Annotated in this window: 14 protein-coding genes; 12 read left to right on the top strand and 2 right to left on the bottom strand. The window is 64.0% G+C overall.

The genetic code is table 11. The features are described 5' to 3' along the window. The first annotated feature begins 14 nt into the window (after nucleotides 1-14). From NJC40_RS07290 to madM, 11 genes are all read left to right on the top strand, one after another. Nucleotides 15-5,849, top strand: a complete 5,835-nt coding sequence (locus NJC40_RS07290) for an Hpt domain-containing protein (RefSeq protein WP_253140740.1) — start codon at nucleotides 15-17, stop codon at nucleotides 5,847-5,849. Next, nucleotides 5,842-6,330 carry a chemotaxis protein CheW gene (locus tag NJC40_RS07295; RefSeq protein ID WP_045485969.1) on the top strand — a complete coding sequence of 163 codons (489 nt, stop codon included), beginning with the start codon at nucleotides 5,842-5,844 and terminating at the stop codon, nucleotides 6,328-6,330. Before NJC40_RS07290 ends, NJC40_RS07295 begins: the two co-directional genes overlap by 8 nt. A gap of 278 nt (nucleotides 6,331-6,608) precedes the next feature. Further along, entirely contained in the window at nucleotides 6,609-8,285 is a 1,677-nt protein-coding gene (mdcA, locus tag NJC40_RS07300; RefSeq protein WP_045485972.1) for a malonate decarboxylase subunit alpha, read from the top strand. Further along, nucleotides 8,285-9,160, top strand: a complete 876-nt coding sequence (locus NJC40_RS07305; RefSeq protein ID WP_253140741.1) for a triphosphoribosyl-dephospho-CoA synthase — start codon at nucleotides 8,285-8,287, stop codon at nucleotides 9,158-9,160. The genes mdcA and NJC40_RS07305 overlap by 1 nt, the downstream gene beginning before the upstream one ends. 2 nt (nucleotides 9,161-9,162) lie before the next feature. After that, on the top strand, nucleotides 9,163-9,477 hold the full coding sequence (locus NJC40_RS07310) for a malonate decarboxylase subunit delta (protein WP_045485977.1): 315 nt from the start codon (nucleotides 9,163-9,165) through the stop codon (nucleotides 9,475-9,477). Then, entirely contained in the window at nucleotides 9,470-10,321 is an 852-nt protein-coding gene (locus NJC40_RS07315) for a biotin-independent malonate decarboxylase subunit beta (RefSeq protein WP_253140742.1), read from the top strand. The genes NJC40_RS07310 and NJC40_RS07315 overlap by 8 nt, the downstream gene beginning before the upstream one ends. Continuing rightward, on the top strand, nucleotides 10,318-11,118 hold the full coding sequence (gene mdcE / locus NJC40_RS07320) for a biotin-independent malonate decarboxylase subunit gamma (protein ID WP_253140743.1): 801 nt from the start codon (nucleotides 10,318-10,320) through the stop codon (nucleotides 11,116-11,118). Before NJC40_RS07315 ends, mdcE begins: the two co-directional genes overlap by 4 nt. Then, entirely contained in the window at nucleotides 11,112-11,723 is a 612-nt protein-coding gene (locus NJC40_RS07325; protein WP_253140744.1) for a malonate decarboxylase holo-ACP synthase, read from the top strand. The genes mdcE and NJC40_RS07325 overlap by 7 nt, the downstream gene beginning before the upstream one ends. Further along, on the top strand, nucleotides 11,720-12,640 hold the full coding sequence (gene mdcH / locus NJC40_RS07330) for a malonate decarboxylase subunit epsilon (protein WP_253140745.1): 921 nt from the start codon (nucleotides 11,720-11,722) through the stop codon (nucleotides 12,638-12,640). The genes NJC40_RS07325 and mdcH overlap by 4 nt, the downstream gene beginning before the upstream one ends. A 64-nt stretch (nucleotides 12,641-12,704) precedes the next feature. Then, nucleotides 12,705-13,121, top strand: a complete 417-nt coding sequence (gene madL, locus NJC40_RS07335) for a malonate transporter subunit MadL (RefSeq protein WP_253140746.1) — start codon at nucleotides 12,705-12,707, stop codon at nucleotides 13,119-13,121. 1 nt (nucleotide 13,122) lies between these two features. Beyond that, complete coding sequence (gene madM, locus NJC40_RS07340; protein WP_045486003.1) at nucleotides 13,123-13,887, top strand: malonate transporter subunit MadM; 765 nt, start codon at nucleotides 13,123-13,125, stop codon at nucleotides 13,885-13,887. Nucleotides 13,888-13,926: 39 nt separating this feature from the next. Here the strand turns inward: madM and NJC40_RS07345 are convergent, their stop codons facing one another. Then, entirely contained in the window at nucleotides 13,927-14,850 is a 924-nt protein-coding gene (locus NJC40_RS07345) for a LysR family transcriptional regulator (protein WP_253140747.1), read from the bottom strand. 127 nt (nucleotides 14,851-14,977) lie between these two features. On the opposite strand from NJC40_RS07345, the gene trhA reads away from it, so the two are divergent. Beyond that, a complete protein-coding gene (trhA, locus tag NJC40_RS07350) occupies nucleotides 14,978-15,592 on the top strand; it encodes a PAQR family membrane homeostasis protein TrhA (protein WP_045486007.1) in 615 nt (204 codons plus the stop codon). A 218-nt stretch (nucleotides 15,593-15,810) separates the two neighbouring features. On the opposite strand, the gene NJC40_RS07355 is transcribed toward trhA, so the two are convergent. Beyond that, entirely contained in the window at nucleotides 15,811-16,782 is a 972-nt protein-coding gene (locus NJC40_RS07355; protein WP_253140748.1) for an aliphatic sulfonate ABC transporter substrate-binding protein, read from the bottom strand. Nucleotides 16,783-16,907: the final 125 nt, after the last annotated feature.

Below are 16,907 nucleotides of genomic sequence, written 5' to 3' on the forward strand. Positions count from 1 at the left end.
GAGCCACGCGCGCCATGCCTGACCGCCACGACTATGTCGCCCTTGAGTGGGTCAAAGGCAGCATCGCCGAAACCCTCGCGCAGGCCCGTCAGGCGCTGGACGGCTATATCGCCAGCCCTGATAAAGGCGCTGCCCTGGATGAGTGCCTGAACGGCCTGCATCAGGTCTATGGCTGCCTGCAGATGATCGAGTTCTATGGTGCGGCGCTGCTCGCCGAAGAAATCGAAAAGCTGGCGCTGGCCCTGCGTGGGCAACGGCTGGCCAATCAGCCTGAAGCCTTGCAACTGCTCAGTCAGGCAATGAACCAGTTGCCGATCTATCTGGAGCGTATTCACACCGCGCGGCGCGATCTGCCGCTGGTGATCCTGCCGTTGCTCAACGACCTGCGCAGTGTTCGCGGCGAGAGCCTGCTGTCGGAAACCAGCCTGTTTGCGCCCTTGCTCGATGACACCGGCCCGCTCGACGCCCAGACCCTGGCCCAGCGCGATTTTCCTGGCCTGGCGCAACTGCTGCGCACCTGGCGGCAAAGCCTGCAGGATGCTCTGAGCGGGTTGATCCGCGAACAGGATGTGCCGTCGCAGTTGCAACACCTGACTGAAGTGTTCGCCCATCTCGAACGGCTGTGCGAAGGCGCCCCGCTCGAAGCGTTATGGCGCATCACCTCGGCGCTGGTCGACAGCATGGCGGCTGGCAGTTTTACCAACAGCCCTGCGCTGCGCAGCCTGTTCCGGGATGCCGACCATGAGCTTGAACGGCTGATCGAACAGGGCGTATCAGCGATCAACCAGCCCGCGCCGGACGAATTGCTCAAGAGCCTGCTGTTCTATATCGCCAAATCCGACAGCCAGTCAGCGAAAGTGCTGGCGCTCAGAGAACAGTACGCGCTGGACGATGCATTGCCTGCCAGCCACATCGTGTTCGAAGAGCGGGCGCGGATGACGGCGCCGGATCGCGACGCCATGCGCAGCGTAATCCTGGCGGTGTGCGAAGGCCTGGTGCGGGCCAAGGAACGGCTGGACGTGTTCGTGCGCGGTGACCGCCAGCGGGTCAGCGAACTCAACGCACTGTTGCCGTCGTTGCGGCAGATTGCCGATACCCTGGCGGTATTGGGCTTCGGCCAGCCGCGCAAGGTCATCATCGACCAGGCCAGCGTGGTGCAGGGCATGGCCCAGGGGCAGCGTGAGCCCAGCGACGCGACCCTGATGGATGTGGCCGGCGCGCTGCTTTACGTCGAGTCGACCCTGGCCGGCATGGTGGGCGGCAGCGCTGAAACCCGCCGTGAAGAGAGCCATCTGCCGACCACTGATCTGACCCGCATTCATCAACTGGTGATTCGCGAAGCTCTGGTGGTCTTGCAGCAGGCCAGAGACGTCTTGCTCGACGCGCTGGATGGCCAGTGGTCGCCAGCGCGCCTGCTGCCTCTGCATGAGTATCTCTGGCAGGTGCGCGGAGCCCTGGCGATGATCCCGCTGGCCACCGCCGCCGGCCTGCTGACGGCCTGCAGCGACTATGTTCGCGAGCAGTTGTCGGCTGCCGACAGCGCGCCGCCCGCCGCGCAGCTTGACGACCTGGCCGATGCGCTCAGTGCCATCGAGTATTACCTTGAGCGCATGGTCGAAGACCACCATGCTCCCGGTGACCGCTTGCTGGCGATGGCTGAGGCCAGCCTGGCACGGTTGGGTTACGTGGCTGCGCCGCTCGTGGAGGCGCTCGAAGAGCCGGTCCTGGCAGCGGGCGCAGCAAGCCCGGAGCTTGCCCGGGTGCTGGCGCGACCATTGGCGGCGGTCAACCCGCCCGGTCGCGACATGCCTGCCAGCCTGTTGCCACCGCCGCTCAACGAACAGGCGGTAGACGATGAACTGCGCGAGGTCTTCATCGAGGAAGCCGAAGAAGTCCTGGCCGCTCTGCAAGAGCAGTTGCCGCGCTGGCTGGTTGCCCTGGCCACGCCGGGGGTGGCCAGCAACCAGACGCTGGCCGACATTCGCCGGGCGTTCCACACCCTCAAGGGCAGTGGCCGCATGGTCCGTGCGCTGGTGATCAGTGAGCTGGCCTGGTCGGTGGAAAACCTGCTCAACCGCATCCTCGAAGACAGCGTGGTCGCTGACCAGCAGGTGCGTCAGTTGTTGGCCGGGGTGCAGGCGTTACTGCCTGAGCTGCTCCGCGATTTCGCCAGTAATGCCCAGCGTCAGCGCGAAGACGCCGACCGCCTTGCCGCTCAGGCCAAGGTACTGGCTGACGGCAAGCCGGATGATGAGCCCGACACCCAATTGCTGGAGATCTTCCGTCAGGAAGCCCAGGGGCATTTGCAGACCATCGACCGTTTTCTCGATAGCGCCTCACGCAATGACTCATCCGCGATTGGTGATGACCTGCACCGCGCCCTGCACACCCTCAAAGGCAGTGCCTACATGGCCGGTGTGCTGCCGATTGCCGAACTGGCCAAGGCACTGGACGAGTTGATACGCGAGTTCAAGGCCAACCTGATCGCCATTGAAACACCGGAATTGAAGCTGCTACGCGCCGCCGAGCCGCTGTTTTATAAAGGCCTTGAGCAATTGGGCAGCCAGCCGCTGGCGCCCATTGAAGGGGCCGCTGAGGTGATCGAGGCGGCGCACTCGCTGCTGCAGCAACGCCTTGCTGCGGCCCTGCAAGACACCGATGAGGGCAGTGCCGAGCGCCTCAACCCCAAGGCGATCACCACCTTTCTGCATCAGGGCATGGATATTGTGCTCGACGCCGAGGGCCTGTTGCAGCGCTGGCGCGAGCATCCGGGTCAGCGTCAGGAACTGACCACCCTGCTTGATGAGTTGACCAGCCTGGGGCACAGCGCGCACCTGGCCGAATTGCCGCAGGTCGATGAACTGTGCGAGGCCTTGCTGGACCTGTACGGCGCGGTTGAAGAAAGCAGCCTGGCAGTCAGTGAGCGGTTTTTCCATGAGGCTGAACAGGCCCATGAAGCACTGATCGACATGCTCGACCAACTGGCTGCCGGTCAGGACGTGCAGCCGCGCGCCGATCGCATCGAGGCCTTGCATGCGCTGCTCGACGAAGCACTGGAGCCCGGCGCCGCCGGACTGGTCTCCAGCGCTGGCCAGCGGGTCATCGAGCTGGGCGCCGCCACCGACCAGCTTGCCGAAGAGGGCGGCCAGGACGATGAAATTGTCGCGATATTTCTGGAGGAAGCCGCTGATATCCTCGACAGCGCTGGCGAGGCATTGCAGCGCTGGCTGACGGCTCCGGACAATTCGGCGCCACTGCCGTCGCTGCAACGTGATCTGCATACCCTCAAGGGCGGCGCGCGAATGGCCGCTATCAGCCCGGTGAGCAATCTGGGGCATGAGCTGGAGGCGTTGTACGCCGGGCTGATCGAGCGGCGTTACGGCTATTCACCGGAACTGGCCGAGTTGCTGCTGGCCAGCCACGACCATCTGGCCCTGATGCTGGAGCAACTGCGCCACCGCGAAGCCCTGGACGACCCGGCAGCGCTGATCGAGGCCATCGAGGCGCTGCGCCGCGCCAGTGGCCGCGACCCCGATGCCGGGCTGGCGCTTGCCACTGAGCCGGCCGCCGACGGCCCCGAGCGTGATCCTGAACTGCGCGCCGTGTTTCTCCAGGAAGGCCTGGATATTCTCGACAGCGCTGGCGCTGCCCTGGCGCGCTGGCAGGCTGACCCGCATAACCTGCTGGAAGTCGAGACGCTGCTGCGCGACCTGCACACCCTCAAGGGCGGTGCACGGATGGTCGAGATCAAGCCGATCAGCGATCTGGCCCATGAGATCGAATCGCTCTACGAAGCGGTGTCTGCCGGGCTCCGCCAGCCCGGCCCGGTGTTGCTGGAGCTGTTGCAGCGCGGCCATGACCTGTTGGCCGACATGCTCGATGCGGTGCGCGCCGAACAACCGCTGCCCGATGCCGTTCGACTGATCGATAACATTCGCCAGCTCGATGTGCTGGAGCCGGTCGTCGTGGCGCCGCCGGTGCCAGCCGCTGGCGCCGAGAGCGAAGTCGAGCGAGCCGGGCCGGAAATGGTCAAGGTGGCCGCAGAAGACCTGGAACAACTGGTCAACCTGGCCGGCGAGACGTCGATTTTTCGCGGCCGTATTGAACAACAGATTCTCGATACCAGGGCCACCCTGGTAGAGGTTGAAACCACCCTGGAGCGTATGCGCGACCAGCTGCGCCGCCTCGAAACCGAAACCCAGGGGAGTATTCTCAGCCGCGAGCAGAGCCACGCCGAATGGCGTGGCTACGAAGATTTCGACCCGCTGGAAATGGACCGCCATTCGCAGCTCCAGCAGTTGTCCCGGGCACTGACCGAGTCGGCCTCTGACTTGCTGGACCTCAAAGAGACCCTCGACCAGCGCAACCGCTATGCCGAGACGCTGCTGGCCAAGCAGGCGCGAGTCAACACCGAGTTGCAGGAGGGCCTGATGCGCACCCGCATGGTGCCGTTCGAGCGCCTGGTGCCGCGCTTGCGCCGGGTGGTGCGCCAAGTGGCGGGCGAACTGAACAAGCAGGTGCAATTCGACGTCGGCAATGCTGAGGGTGATATGGACCGCAGCGTGCTGGAGCGCATGGTCGCGCCGCTGGAGCACATGCTGCGCAATGCGGTGGACCATGGCCTGGAAAGCACCGAGCGACGCATCGCGGCGGGCAAACCGGAGCAGGGCCATATTCGTCTCGACCTGCGGCATGAGGGCGGCGATATCGTTATCGAGCTGAGCGACGATGGTCTGGGTGTCGACCTGGCTGCGGTACGGCGCAAGGCGATCAAGCGTGGGCTGATCCAGCCCGATGCGGTGCTGGCTGACCATGAAGTGCTGTCGTTCATTCTTGAGGCCGGGTTCTCGACTGCCGAAGTCATCACCCAGATTTCCGGGCGCGGCGTGGGCATGGACGTGGTGCATGCCGAGGTCAAGCAACTGGGCGGTTCGATGAGCATCGACTCGGTGCCGGGCCAGGGCACACACTTCCGGATTCGTCTGCCATTCTCGGTATCGGTCAACCGGGCCTTGATGGTGCAGTGCGGTGATGAGCTGTACGCCTTGCCGCTCAATACCGTTGAGGGCCTGGTCAGGGTGATGCCCGGCGAGTTGCTTGAGCATTACCAGAGCCAGCCGCCGCGTTACCGTTATGGCGGGCATACCTACGACCTGCGCTATCTGGGCGAACTGCTGGGCATTGGCCGGCCGCGCCTGCACGAGCAAATGCAGCCGGTGCCGGTGCTGCTGGTGCATCAGCAGGACCAATGGGTCGCGGTGCAGGTCGATGCGCTGGCGGGTTCACGGGAAATCGTGGTCAAGAGCCTCGGCCCGCAGTTTTCCAGGGTCCAGGGTGTTACCGGGGCGACCATTCTGGGCGATGGCCGGGTGGTGTTGATCCTTGACCTGCTCGCCTGGTTGCGTGGCCAGCAGGGCCGCGCATCGATGCAGCAACCGGCCTGGCGCCTGCTGCCGGTTGGCGCCACCGGGCAACGGACCCTGCGCGTCATGGTGGTGGATGACTCGGTGACGGTGCGCAAAGTCACCAGCCGCCTGCTGGAGCGCCACGGCATGCAGGTGCTGACCGCCAAGGATGGGGTCGATGCCATGAGCCTGTTGGAACAACACACACCGGACATCCTGCTGCTGGACATCGAAATGCCGCGCATGGATGGTTTCGAAGTGGCCAGCCTGATCCGTCGGCATGAACGGCTGCGCGACTTGCCGATCATCATGATTACCTCGCGTTCTGGGCAAAAACACCGTGATCGGGCGATGGCCCTGGGCGTCAACGATTATCTGAGCAAGCCCTACCAGGAGTCGGTCCTGCTCGAAAGCATCGCCCGCTGGAGTTCGCCGCATGCCTGATGTCGCCTACGAGTCCAGCCGCCGCTCGACCCTGACCTGCCTGCTGTTGCCGCTCAGTGACCGCTACCTGCTGTTGCCCAACGTTGCGGTCGCGGAACTGATCGATTACCAGGATTGCCATGCCGACCCGAATGCCCCGGCCTGGTATTTGGGCAATATCCGCTGGCGCGAGCTTGATCTGCCGTTGCTGAGCTTCGAAGCCGCCTGCGGCGGACGCACCAAGGTCGGCGGCCGGGCCCGCATCGTGGTGCTCAATGCGCTGGGCGGTAACGCCGAACGCCGGTATCTGGCGCTGCTGATCCAGAACATCCCGCGCTCGTGCAAGGTCGACAATCAGTTGAGCTACGTCGATGTACCGCTGGCATCGCTGGAGCTGGCTGCGGTGCAGGTCGGCGACACGCTGGCCCGGGTGCCGGACCTGGTGGGGCTGGAGCAGTGGCTGGTGGACGCGGGCGTGGTCGATAACGATACACGGCCGTAGGAGCGGCTTTAGCCGCGAAGGGCTTGCGGCCAAAGCAAAAGCTTCCCGGCTAAAGCCGGTCCTACAGGCTAATGCCGATCAGTTAAGGACAACGCGGTCATTGTGGGAGGAGCCGGCCGGCCCCTCCCACGGAGACCGAGCAAGGTTCGATAATCGCTTAACTGATCGGCATTAGTCCTACCATTAACCTGAGCGTAACGATTCCACGCTGAGCTTGATTGATGCCGCGCCCGGCGGCTTCTAAGGTGACCCACGACAGCGATCATCGTGGAGTGACCATGACAACGATAATAAACCCCGACGCGCGCTGGTCGCGACGTCGCAGTGAAAAGCAGCGGCGTCTTGACCAGGTCAGGCCGTTGGCCGACGGTGTGGTCATTCCCACCGAGAATATTGTCGCCGCGTTGCAGGCGTTGCTGGTGCCTGGCGACCGGGTGGTGCTGGAGGGCAACAACCAGAAGCAGGCGGATTTTCTGTCTCGCTCGCTGGTCAAGGTTGACCCCGGCAAGATTCACGATCTGCACATGATCATGCCCAGCGTTGGCCGCGCCGAGCATCTGGACCTCTTCGAACGTGGCATCGCCCGCAAGCTGGACTTCTCCTTCGCCGGCACCCAGAGCCTGCGCATCAGCCAGTTGCTTGAAGACGGGTTGCTGGAAATCGGCGCCATCCATACGTACATCGAACTCTACGCCCGGCTGGTGGTGGATCTGATCCCCAACGTGGTGCTCTCGGCCGGCTTCAAGGCTGACCGTGCCGGCAATATCTACACCGGCCCCAGCACCGAAGACAGCCCGGCGCTGATCGAGCCGGCGGCGTTCAGTGACGGCATCGTCATCGTCCAGGTCAACGAGCTGGTGGATGATGTCAGCGACTTGCCACGGGTGGACATTCCGGCGTCCTGGGTCGATTTCGTGGTGGTGGCCGACAAGCCGTTTTACATCGAGCCGCTGTTCACCCGCGACCCGCGCCATATCAAGCCGGTCCATGTGCTGATGGCGATGATGGCCATCCGCGGCATCTACGAGAAACACAATGTTCAGTCGCTCAACCACGGCATCGGTTTCAACACCGCCGCCATCGAGCTGATTCTGCCCACCTACGGCGAGTCGTTGGGTCTGAAGGGCAAGATCTGCCGCAACTGGACCCTCAATCCGCACCCGACCCTGATTCCAGCCATCGAGAGCGGCTGGGTCGAGAGCGTGCATTGCTTCGGCACCGAGCTGGGTATGGAGAATTACATCGCGGCGCGCCCGGACGTGTTCTTCACCGGTCGTGACGGCTCGTTGCGTTCCAACCGGCAGATCTGCCAACTGGCCGGGCAGTACGCCGTAGACCTGTTCATCGGCGCGACCCTGCAGGTCGATGGCGACGGCCATTCGTCGACCGTGACCCGTGGCCGGCTGGCCGGTTTCGGTGGCGCGCCAAACATGGGCCACGACCCGCGTGGCCGTCGCCACGGCACCCCGGCCTGGCTGGATATGCGCACCGAACCCGGCGATGGCCCGGCGGCCTATCTGGAGCGCGGCAAGAAGCTGGTGGTGCAGATGGTCGAGACCTTCCAGGAAGGCGGCAAACCGACCTTCGTCGACACCCTCGATGCTGTGGAAGTGGCGAAAAAGAGCGGCATGCCGTTGGCGCCGATCATGATCTACGGCGATGACGTCACCCACCTGCTGACCGAGGAAGGCATCGCTTACCTGTACAAGGCCCGCAGCCTCGAAGAGCGCCGGGCGATGATCGCTGCGGTGGCCGGGGTAACCGCCATCGGCCTGCGTCATGACCCCAAGGAAACTGCACGCCTGCGCCGTGAAGGGCTGATCGCATTGCCGGAAGACCTGGGCATTCGCCGCACCGACGCCAGCCGCGAACTGCTCGCCGCCAAGAGCATCGCTGAGCTGGTCGAGTGGTCCGGTGGCCTGTACAACCCGCCTGCCAAATTCAGGAGCTGGTGATGAGCGCACTGCACTTACAACAGCCCCCGATTGGCCTGGCCGAGCAGCTTGCCGACCTGGTCGTCGCAGCGCTGATCGACGAAGCCGAACTGTCACCTAAACCCGCGCTGGTCGACCGGCGCAGCAGTGGCGCGCACCACGACATGCACCTGGGGCTGATGCAGGCCTCGGCGCTGGCGCTGTGGCCGACCTTCGAGCAAATGGCCCAGGCCGCCATCGAACTGGGCGAAGTCGGCCAGCTATTGCGTGAAACCCTTGGCCAGCTGGGCCGTGAAGGCGAAACCGCGATGTTGCGTACCACCGGCGGGGTCAACACCCATCGCGGGGCAATCTGGGCGCTGGGCTTGCTGGTGGCCGCGGTGGCGCTGGCACCTGATGAGCTGTCACCGGCCGGAATCTGCCTGCGTGCGGCGCGGCTGGCGCTGATCGACGATCGGCGGGCCACCCCCCAGGCCAGCAATGGCCGCGAAGTTGCCCGGCGCTATGGCGTGCTCGGTGCGCGGGAGCAGGCCCAGCAAGGTTTCCCGGCAGTCACTCAATATGGTCTGCCACAACTGCAGCGCAGCCGCGCCCAAGGCAGCGGCGAGCAGAACGCCCGGCTCGACGCGCTGCTGGCGATCATGACCACGCTGGGTGACACCTGTGTGCTGCACCGCGCCGGCCTTGAAGGTCTGCAAACCATGCAGCACGGCGCACAGCGCGTACTGGACGCAGGCGGTGGTGCCAGCCTGGCCGGGCGTCGAGCGCTGCAGGTGCTGGACCGCGAGCTGGTTGGCTTGAACGCCTCGCCAGGCGGCGCCGCCGACCTGCTGGCCGCCTGTCTGTTTATCGATGGCCTGCAGCCTGCGCTCGGCCACGCATCGAGGAGTCTCTGAACATGGAAACCCTGTCTTTTGAATTTCCTGCCGGGCAACCGCCGCGCGGGCGGGCGCTGGTCGGCTGTGTCGGCTCTGGCGATCTTGAAGTGCTGATCGAGCCTGGCCAGCCGGGCAAGCTGACCATCCAGGTGGTGACTTCGGTCAATGGTGCCCAACAGCGCTGGCAGCACCTGTTCCAGCGCATGTTCGAGGGCCAGACCCCGGCGGCGCTGAACATTGATATTCATGACTTTGGTGCCACCCCCGGTGTGGTGCGCCTGCGTCTGGAGCAAGGCTTCGAGGAGATGGGTGTTGAGGAGGTCGGCCATGACTGATACCGCGCGCTTGCTCAACCAGCACAGCTTCATCGAACTCGGTGCCCGGCAACGTGCCAAGGCACTGCTCGACGAGGGCAGCTTTCGTGAATTGATCGATCCGTTCCAGCGGGTCATCTCGCCGTGGCTCGCCCAGCAGGGCGTGGTGCCGCAGGCCGATGACGGGGTGGTGGTTGGCAAAGGCACCCTTGATGGTCGCCCGGTGGTGATTGCCGCCATCGAAGGCGCGTTTCAGGGCGGCAGCATGGGCGAGGTTGGCGGCGCGAAGATGGCCGGCGTGCTGGAGCTGGCGGCTGAAGACAACCGCAAGGGCATTCCGACCGCCGCTATCGTGCTGCTGGAAACCGGTGGCGTGCGCTTGCAGGAAGCCAACCTCGGGCTGGCGGCGATTGCCGAGATTCATGCGGCGATTGTCGACCTGCGTCAGTACCAGCCGGTCATCGGCGTGATCGCTGGCAGCGTTGGCTGTTTCGGCGGCATGTCGATCGCTGCCGGGCTGTGCAGTTACCTGCTGGTGACCCGCGAAGCACGGCTGGGCCTCAATGGCCCGCAGGTCATCGAACAGGAAGCCGGCATTGAGGAATACGACTCGCGCGACCGGCCCTTCATCTGGAGCCTGACCGGCGGCGAGCAACGCTTTGCCAGCAATCAGGTCGATGGCTTTGCCGCTGACGATACCGGCGCGATTCGCCAGCAGGTCGCCGGCTGGTTGGCGCAAGGTGTGCCTGCGCAGCATCGCAGCGGCCAGTACGCCGATTACCTGCAACGCCTGGCCGCGCTCGACAGCGAGCCGCAGATCGACCCGCAGACCGTGCGTAACCTCTATAAAGGAGCCCGCTCATGAGCGCTTCGCAACGTGGTGTTAACTGGTTCGCGGCCCTGAGTGCCGGTGCCCGACCGGTCGAGGGTCTACCCGCTTCGGTGCTGGCGGCCGATGGTCATTTGGGTGAGCAACCGGCCCGCTTTGTGGCGGTGGTGGCGGATGCCGACAACCGCTTTGCGCGTGCCCGTCAGGGCGAGGTCGGATTGCTGGAAGGCTGGGGGTTGGCCAAGGCAATCGATCAGGTCATCGAACTGGACCGTGAGCATGACACCAAGCGTGCGCTGATTGCGATCATCGACGTGCCCAGCCAGGCCTATGGCCGCCGTGAAGAAGCGCTGGGCATCCATCAGGCACTGGCCGGCGCCGTAGACAGCTACGCCCGTGCCCGGCTGGCCGGCCATCCGGTGATCGGCTTGCTGGTCGGCAAGGCAATGTCCGGCGCATTTCTGGCCCACGGCTACCAGGCCAATCGGCTGATTGCCCTGCGTGACCCCGGCGTGATGGTGCATGCGATGGGCAAGGCCTCTGCGGCGCGGGTCACCCTGCGCAGTGTCGAGGAGCTGGAAAAACTCGCCGCCAGCATCCCGCCGATGGCCTACGACATCGACAACTACGCCAGCCTCGGCCTGCTCTGGGAAACCCTCAGCGTGGAGCAAATCGAGCAACCGCAAGAACAGGATCTGGCGGCGGTGCGGCAGGTGCTTAACGCTGCGATTGAGGACGTGCGGCGCAGCGGACATGACCTGAGCGGCCGTTTGGGTGCCCGGCATCGTGCCGCGTCGGCCAAGGTCCGTCAGTTGCTGCGCGAGCAATGGTAATGAAGCTGTTGGCGCACGATCTGCTGTGGGGCATGCCGCTGCCTGCCGAGGCACCCGACTGGGTGTTTGAGGCGCTGGGCGATAACCCCCCGGTGGTGGTGCGCCGTGCGACCGTGGCCGCCGGTCAGGTGGCGGTGGGCATTCGTGGCCGGCGTCGTGAACAGCGCTATGCGGCAAGCATGCCGCAGGCCGCGATTACCCGGCGGCTCAGCCCGGAGCAATTGATCGATGTACAAGGCACGCATGACTGGCCGGCGTTGCAGGCGCTGGCGCAGCTGCGGCCGCTGTTGCAGGCCGGCGGGCTGGTCTGGGGCGTGGCGGGCAGTGCCGGTCATGAACTGGCCAGCGGCATGGCTGCGCTGCATGCAGGCAGCGATCTGGACCTGATCATCCGCACACCGGTGCCGGTCAGTCGGCAATGGGCGGCAGACCTTGTCGCGGCACTGGACAACGCCGTGTGCCGGGTCGATGTGCAGTTGCAATTGCCGGCCGGTGGCCTGGCGTTGCGCGAATGGGCCGGCAGTGCAAGGCAGGTGTTGCTCAAGACCGATCAGGGCGCGCAGTTGCTCAGCGATCCCTGGCAACCCTTGCAGGCGTGTGCATGAGCAGCCTGTGGGTGTTTCCCGGTCAGGGTGCGCAGCAGCCCGGCATGCTCCATCGCCTGCCCGATGAGGGCGTGGTGCGCGAGACCTTGCAGCAGGCCAGTGGCGTACTCGGCGAGGACATCCTGGCTCTGGACAGCGAAGCGATGTTGCGCGGCACTCGTGCCGTGCAGTTGTGCCTGTTGATTGCCGGGGTGGCCGCAGCGCGTTTGCTGCAACAGCGGGGCGCCATGCCGACGTTCGTCGCCGGGCTGTCGATCGGTGCTTACCCGGCGGCGGTGATCGCCGGTGCGCTGGACTTTGATGACGCGCTGCGGCTGGTCGCGCTGCGTGGCGAGCTGATGAACAACGCTTACCCGCAGGGCTACGGCATGACCGTGATCCTGGGCCTTGCCCAGCATCAGGTCGAAGCATTGCTGAGCCAGGTCGACGGCCCTGTGTACCTGGCCAATATCAATGCCGAACGGCAGATGGTGGTCGCTGGCAGCGATGCAGCGATGCAACAGGTCGCGGCACTGGCCAAGGCTGCGGGGGCCAGTGGCACACGGCGTCTGGCGATCAGCGTGCCGTCGCACTGCGCACTGCTCGACGCGCCGGCCCGCGAACTGGCCGAGGCGTTCAGCCGCGTCGACGTGCGCCCGCCGCAGGTTCGCTACCTGAGCGCTACCACTGCGCGGCCGGTGGTTCAGCCCGAGCGGCTGCGTGACGACCTGGCCTTCAACATGTGCCGGGTCATCGACTGGCGCAGCACGGTCGAAACCGCCCATGAGCGCGGTGTAACGCTACAGATTGAAATGCCTCCCGGTGCGGTACTGACCGGTCTGGGCCGCAAGGTTCTGCAACACGCAACGGTGGTCGCCTTCGATGGCGCACGCCTGGACAGCCTGGTCGCACTTTCACAGGAGGTGAATCGCTCATAAGAACGAGTGCAGCTGCTTCGAAGGACAAAAACAACAACTTCAGCAATGCAAGTGAGGAACGACAATGATTATTTACGGTGTGGCATTACTGGCTGGCTGTACCCTCGCGGGGGTGGTGATCGGTGACATGCTCGGCGCGCTGATGGGCGTCAAATCCAATGTGGGCGGGGTGGGGATCGCCATGATCCTGTTGATCTGCGCCCGGCTGTGGATGGACAAGAACGGCGGCATGAGCAAAGGCTGTGAGATGGGCGTCGGCTTCTGGGGCGCGATGTACATTCCGGTGGTGGTCGCCATGGCGGCGCAACAGAACGTTGTCACCGCCCTCAAGGGCGGCCCGGTCGCGGTGCTGGCGGCCATCGGTTCGGTGGTGTTGTGCGGCCTCACCATTGCCTTGATCAGCCGTACCAACCGCGGCGAGCCACTGCCTGCCGAAGAGCCGCCAGTGGTCGGCGCTGCCACACCGGCAGGAGGACGCTGACATGGAAGCGCTTATTGAGAAAGCCCTGGAACACAACGGCCTGATCACCGCCTTCGCGTTTGTCGGGATCATCATGTGGGTGTCGGTGATCATCTCCAACCGCCTGACCTTTGGCCGTGTGCATGGCTCGGCGATTGCGATTGTCATTGGCCTGGTCCTGGCCTGGGTCGGCGGCACCCTGACCGGCGGCCAGAAAGGCCTGGCGGATCTGGCGCTGTTCTCCGGTATCGGCCTGATGGGCGGCGCCATGCTGCGCGATTTCGCCATCGTTGCCACCGCCTTCGAGGTGCAGGCCACCGAGGCGCGCAAGGCCGGCATGATTGGCGCTGTGGCGCTGCTGTTGGGCACCATTCTGCCGTTCATTGTCGGTGCCTGTGTGGCCTGGCTGTTCGGTTATCGCGATGCGGTGAGCATGACTACCATTGGTGCTGGCGCGGTGACTTACATCGTTGGCCCGGTGACTGGCGCGGCGCTGGGCGCAAGCTCGGATGTGATGGCGCTGTCCATCGCCACCGGGTTGATCAAGGCCATTGTGGTGATGGTCAGCACGCCCATGGCGGCGCGCTGGATGGGCCTGGATAACCCACGCTCGGCCATGGTGTTCGGCGGCCTGGCCGGCACCGTCAGCGGCGTGACCGCAGGCTTGGCCGCCACTGACCGGCGCCTGGTGCCCTATGGTGCGCTGACCGCAACCTTCCACACCGGGCTGGGCTGCCTGCTCGGGCCATCGCTGTTGTACTTTGCGGTGCGTGGGTTGGTGGGTTAACCGCAGGTCTGCTGGCAGCGCGATGCGCTGTCAGGTTCTTCAGGATGATGCCGATGCCCGGCTCGCATACATCCGGCATTCCGCAACCAGGGCCAGCAGGTTCGGGTCGCGTTCGCGGGATTTCAGGAACACCACGCCGATGTCCTGCTGCATGCGGTAACGCGCCTGCAGCGGGATCAGCTTCACCCGGTTTTCATACACGGCGGCGATACGCCCTGGCAGCAGGGCGTAGCCGACGCCGGAGCTGACCATGCTCAGCAGGGTGAAGATGTCGTTGACCTGCATTGCCACCTTGGGTTCGAAGCCGGCCTGCTGGAACACCCGCACGCCGTCGCGGTGGGTGGCAAAACCCTGAGTCAGGGTGATGAAGGTTTCTTCGCGCAGGTCGCCCAGGTCCACTTCGGGGTAATGCGCAAAAGCCGAGTCGATGGGCACGGCGAGAAAGATATCGTCGGAAAACAGCGCCAGGTGATCGCAGTCCGGGTCGTTGATGTTGTTATCCAGCGACACCAGCATCGCATCGACTTCCATGTTCTTGAGCTTGTACAACAGGTCCATGTTCGAGCCCAGCACCAGGTCGATATTCAGCTCGCTGCGGCGCAGCTTCAGGCCCATGATCAGTTGCGGCACCGTACGCACGGTCAGCGAGTAAAGCGCCCCCAAGCGAAAACGTGCGGCCGAAAAGCCGGCGGCCTGGCGGGTCAGTTCCACCGCACTGACCACGTCCTGAATCAGCTTCTGGGCATGTTCTTCCAGCACGTAGGCGCTTTCCAGGGGTGTCAGGTTGCGGCCTTCGTGCTTGAACAGCGGGCAGCGCAGGGCACTTTCCAGTGAGTGAATGGCGCGGTGCACACTGACATTGCTGGTCTGTAACTCGGCGGCGGCGCGGCTGAGGTTGCCGGTGCGCATGAACGCCAGAAAGGTTTCCAGTTTCTTGAGGGTCAGTTCGTCATCGATCTGCATGGTGGGCGCTCGGGGTGGGCGTGGTGACGATTGTGCCCGAGGCGCTGTGCAAAATCCGTAAGTCGATGGTCTGAGCTTTGGCTCTTGCAGCCAGAGTTTTCATCACCGGACAAAGGTCGGAGTGCCGATGTACTACGGAGAAAAATTTAACGCCTGGTCTCATCTGGTCGGTGCCGTGCTGGCCTGCGTGGGCGCCATCTGGCTGCTGGTACTGGCCAGCCTGCAGCATGATGTATGGAAAATTGTCAGCGTCGCGGTTTATGGCGTATGCCTGGTCGGGCTGTACAGCGCCTCGACTGTGTACCACAGCGTGCGCGGGCGGGCGAAGCAGATCATGCGCAAGGTCGATCATTTCTCGATCTACCTGATGATCGCTGGCAGCTACACGCCATTCTGCCTGGTGAGCCTGCGCGGCCCGTGGGGCTGGAGCCTGTTTGGCGTGGTCTGGGGGCTGGCGCTGATCGGTATCCTGCAGGAAATCAAACCGCGCTCCGAAGCGCGGATTCTCTCGGTGGTGATCTACGCGCTGATGGGCTGGATCGTGCTGGTGGCGGCCAAACCATTACTGGCGGCGCTGGGCAGTGCCGGGTTCTTCTGGCTGGCCGGCGGCGGCGTGCTGTACACCGTCGGCATTCTGTTCTTCGCCTTTGACCACATTCGCCACTGGCACGGTATCTGGCACCTGTTCGTGATTGGCGGCAGCCTGATGCACTTTGTGGCGATCTGGTTCTATGTGCTTTAGCGCTGATGTCGACCCGTCTTGCTGGTGAAGACGGAGATACATCCACAGCAGATGTAGAGCTCATACCGGCCTCTTCACGACCAAGGTCGTTCCCACCCGGACTCTGATCTGAAATGAGGTGGGAACGAGCTTGCTCGTGAAGGCGGCGGTGCATTCATAACAGATGTAGGGGCCGGTCAGGCAAAACACATCCAGCTGTGAAAAGGCCAATCCTGCCTTCAGGGCTTCCACACTTGCACATCACTGGCATCGACCTTGGCGGGCAACAAGCCGGCTTCGAAGAAGGTGTCAGCGATGCTCTGCTGCTCATCGAGCTTGTCGGCTTCTACCGGCAGGATCTGATAGGTGCGGCGCTGGTTGGCGGCTTCCACGGTGGCCACGTCGAGATTGCCCCACAGCGGGCCAAGCAGCTTCGCGGCATCGGTGGGGTGAGCCTTGACCCACTGGCCGGTCTTTTGCAATTCGTTGAACACGGTCTTGAGCACCGGCTGATGTTTACTGGCATAGGCCTGGGTGGTCAGGTAATAGCGCTGGTACTGGGCCAGGCCCTTGCCATCGGCCAGGGTGCGAGTCGGCAACTGGCGCTGCACGCCGCTGAGAAAGGGTTCCCAGGTGACCCAGGCGTCGACCTTGCGGTTCTCGAACGCTGCACGCCCGTCAGCGGGCGTCAGGTAAGCCGGTTCGATATCACTGAATTTCAGGCCAGCGCTTTGCAGCGCGGCGATCAGCAGGTAATGGCTGCCAGCCGCCTTGGTCACCGCCACTTTGCGGCCTTTGAGGTCGGCCAGGCTGCTGAGCTTCGAATCCTTGTGCACCACGATGGCCTGGGCCGAAGGCGAGGGCGCCTCACGGGCAAAGTAGGTCAGGCGGGCACCAGCGGCCTGGGCGAACACCGGTACGGTGTCGGCCACGTCAGCGCTCAGGTCGATATTGCCGACGTTCAGCGATTCGAGCAGGGGCAGGCCGCTGGGGAACTCATGCCACGACACGCTGATGCCCTGTTTGTTCAGTTCCCGCTCCAGGGTGCCTTGGGTTTTGAGCACCGCAATCAGCGTGGATGACTTCTGAAAACCGATGCGCAATTTTTCTTCGGCGTGTGCGGTGCTGGTGCAGGCCAGTGCGGTGGCAACTGTCACAATTGCTGCTAAGTGTCGGGCAAGTGCCCGTTTTACAAGGGGTTTTAGTTGCATGGCGAAAAGCTTCCGGAAAAAGTTTCGTGGCGGGAGGTACGATTTCCGGTTGTCCGGTGACGGCAAACTAAAGGATCTGACGAACGGTAATAAAATATTTTTTAGTCATTAGCTTATTTGCTGGA

The organism is Pseudomonas sp. 21LCFQ02, from assembly GCF_024129895.2.
In the GTDB taxonomy this organism is placed as follows: domain Bacteria; phylum Pseudomonadota; class Gammaproteobacteria; order Pseudomonadales; family Pseudomonadaceae; genus Aquipseudomonas.

Excerpts from the sequence above, each read along its gene's own strand:
- NJC40_RS07290 (WP_253140740.1), top strand. The coding sequence starts at position 15 with ATGCCTGACCGCCACGACTATGTCGCCCTTGAGTGGGTCAAAGGCAGC.
- NJC40_RS07295 (WP_045485969.1), top strand. The coding sequence starts at position 5,842 with ATGCCTGATGTCGCCTACGAGTCCAGCCGCCGCTCGACCCTGACCTGC.
- mdcA (WP_045485972.1), top strand. The coding sequence starts at position 6,609 with ATGACAACGATAATAAACCCCGACGCGCGCTGGTCGCGACGTCGCAGT.
- NJC40_RS07305 (WP_253140741.1), top strand. The coding sequence starts at position 8,285 with ATGAGCGCACTGCACTTACAACAGCCCCCGATTGGCCTGGCCGAGCAG.
- NJC40_RS07310 (WP_045485977.1), top strand. The coding sequence starts at position 9,163 with ATGGAAACCCTGTCTTTTGAATTTCCTGCCGGGCAACCGCCGCGCGGG.
- NJC40_RS07315 (WP_253140742.1), top strand. The coding sequence starts at position 9,470 with ATGACTGATACCGCGCGCTTGCTCAACCAGCACAGCTTCATCGAACTC.
- mdcE (WP_253140743.1), top strand. The coding sequence starts at position 10,318 with ATGAGCGCTTCGCAACGTGGTGTTAACTGGTTCGCGGCCCTGAGTGCC.
- NJC40_RS07325 (WP_253140744.1), top strand. The coding sequence starts at position 11,112 with ATGGTAATGAAGCTGTTGGCGCACGATCTGCTGTGGGGCATGCCGCTG.
- mdcH (WP_253140745.1), top strand. The coding sequence starts at position 11,720 with ATGAGCAGCCTGTGGGTGTTTCCCGGTCAGGGTGCGCAGCAGCCCGGC.
- madL (WP_253140746.1), top strand. The coding sequence starts at position 12,705 with ATGATTATTTACGGTGTGGCATTACTGGCTGGCTGTACCCTCGCGGGG.
- madM (WP_045486003.1), top strand. The coding sequence starts at position 13,123 with ATGGAAGCGCTTATTGAGAAAGCCCTGGAACACAACGGCCTGATCACC.
- NJC40_RS07345 (WP_253140747.1), bottom strand. The coding sequence starts at position 14,850 with ATGCAGATCGATGACGAACTGACCCTCAAGAAACTGGAAACCTTTCTG.
- trhA (WP_045486007.1), top strand. The coding sequence starts at position 14,978 with ATGTACTACGGAGAAAAATTTAACGCCTGGTCTCATCTGGTCGGTGCC.
- NJC40_RS07355 (WP_253140748.1), bottom strand. The coding sequence starts at position 16,782 with ATGCAACTAAAACCCCTTGTAAAACGGGCACTTGCCCGACACTTAGCA.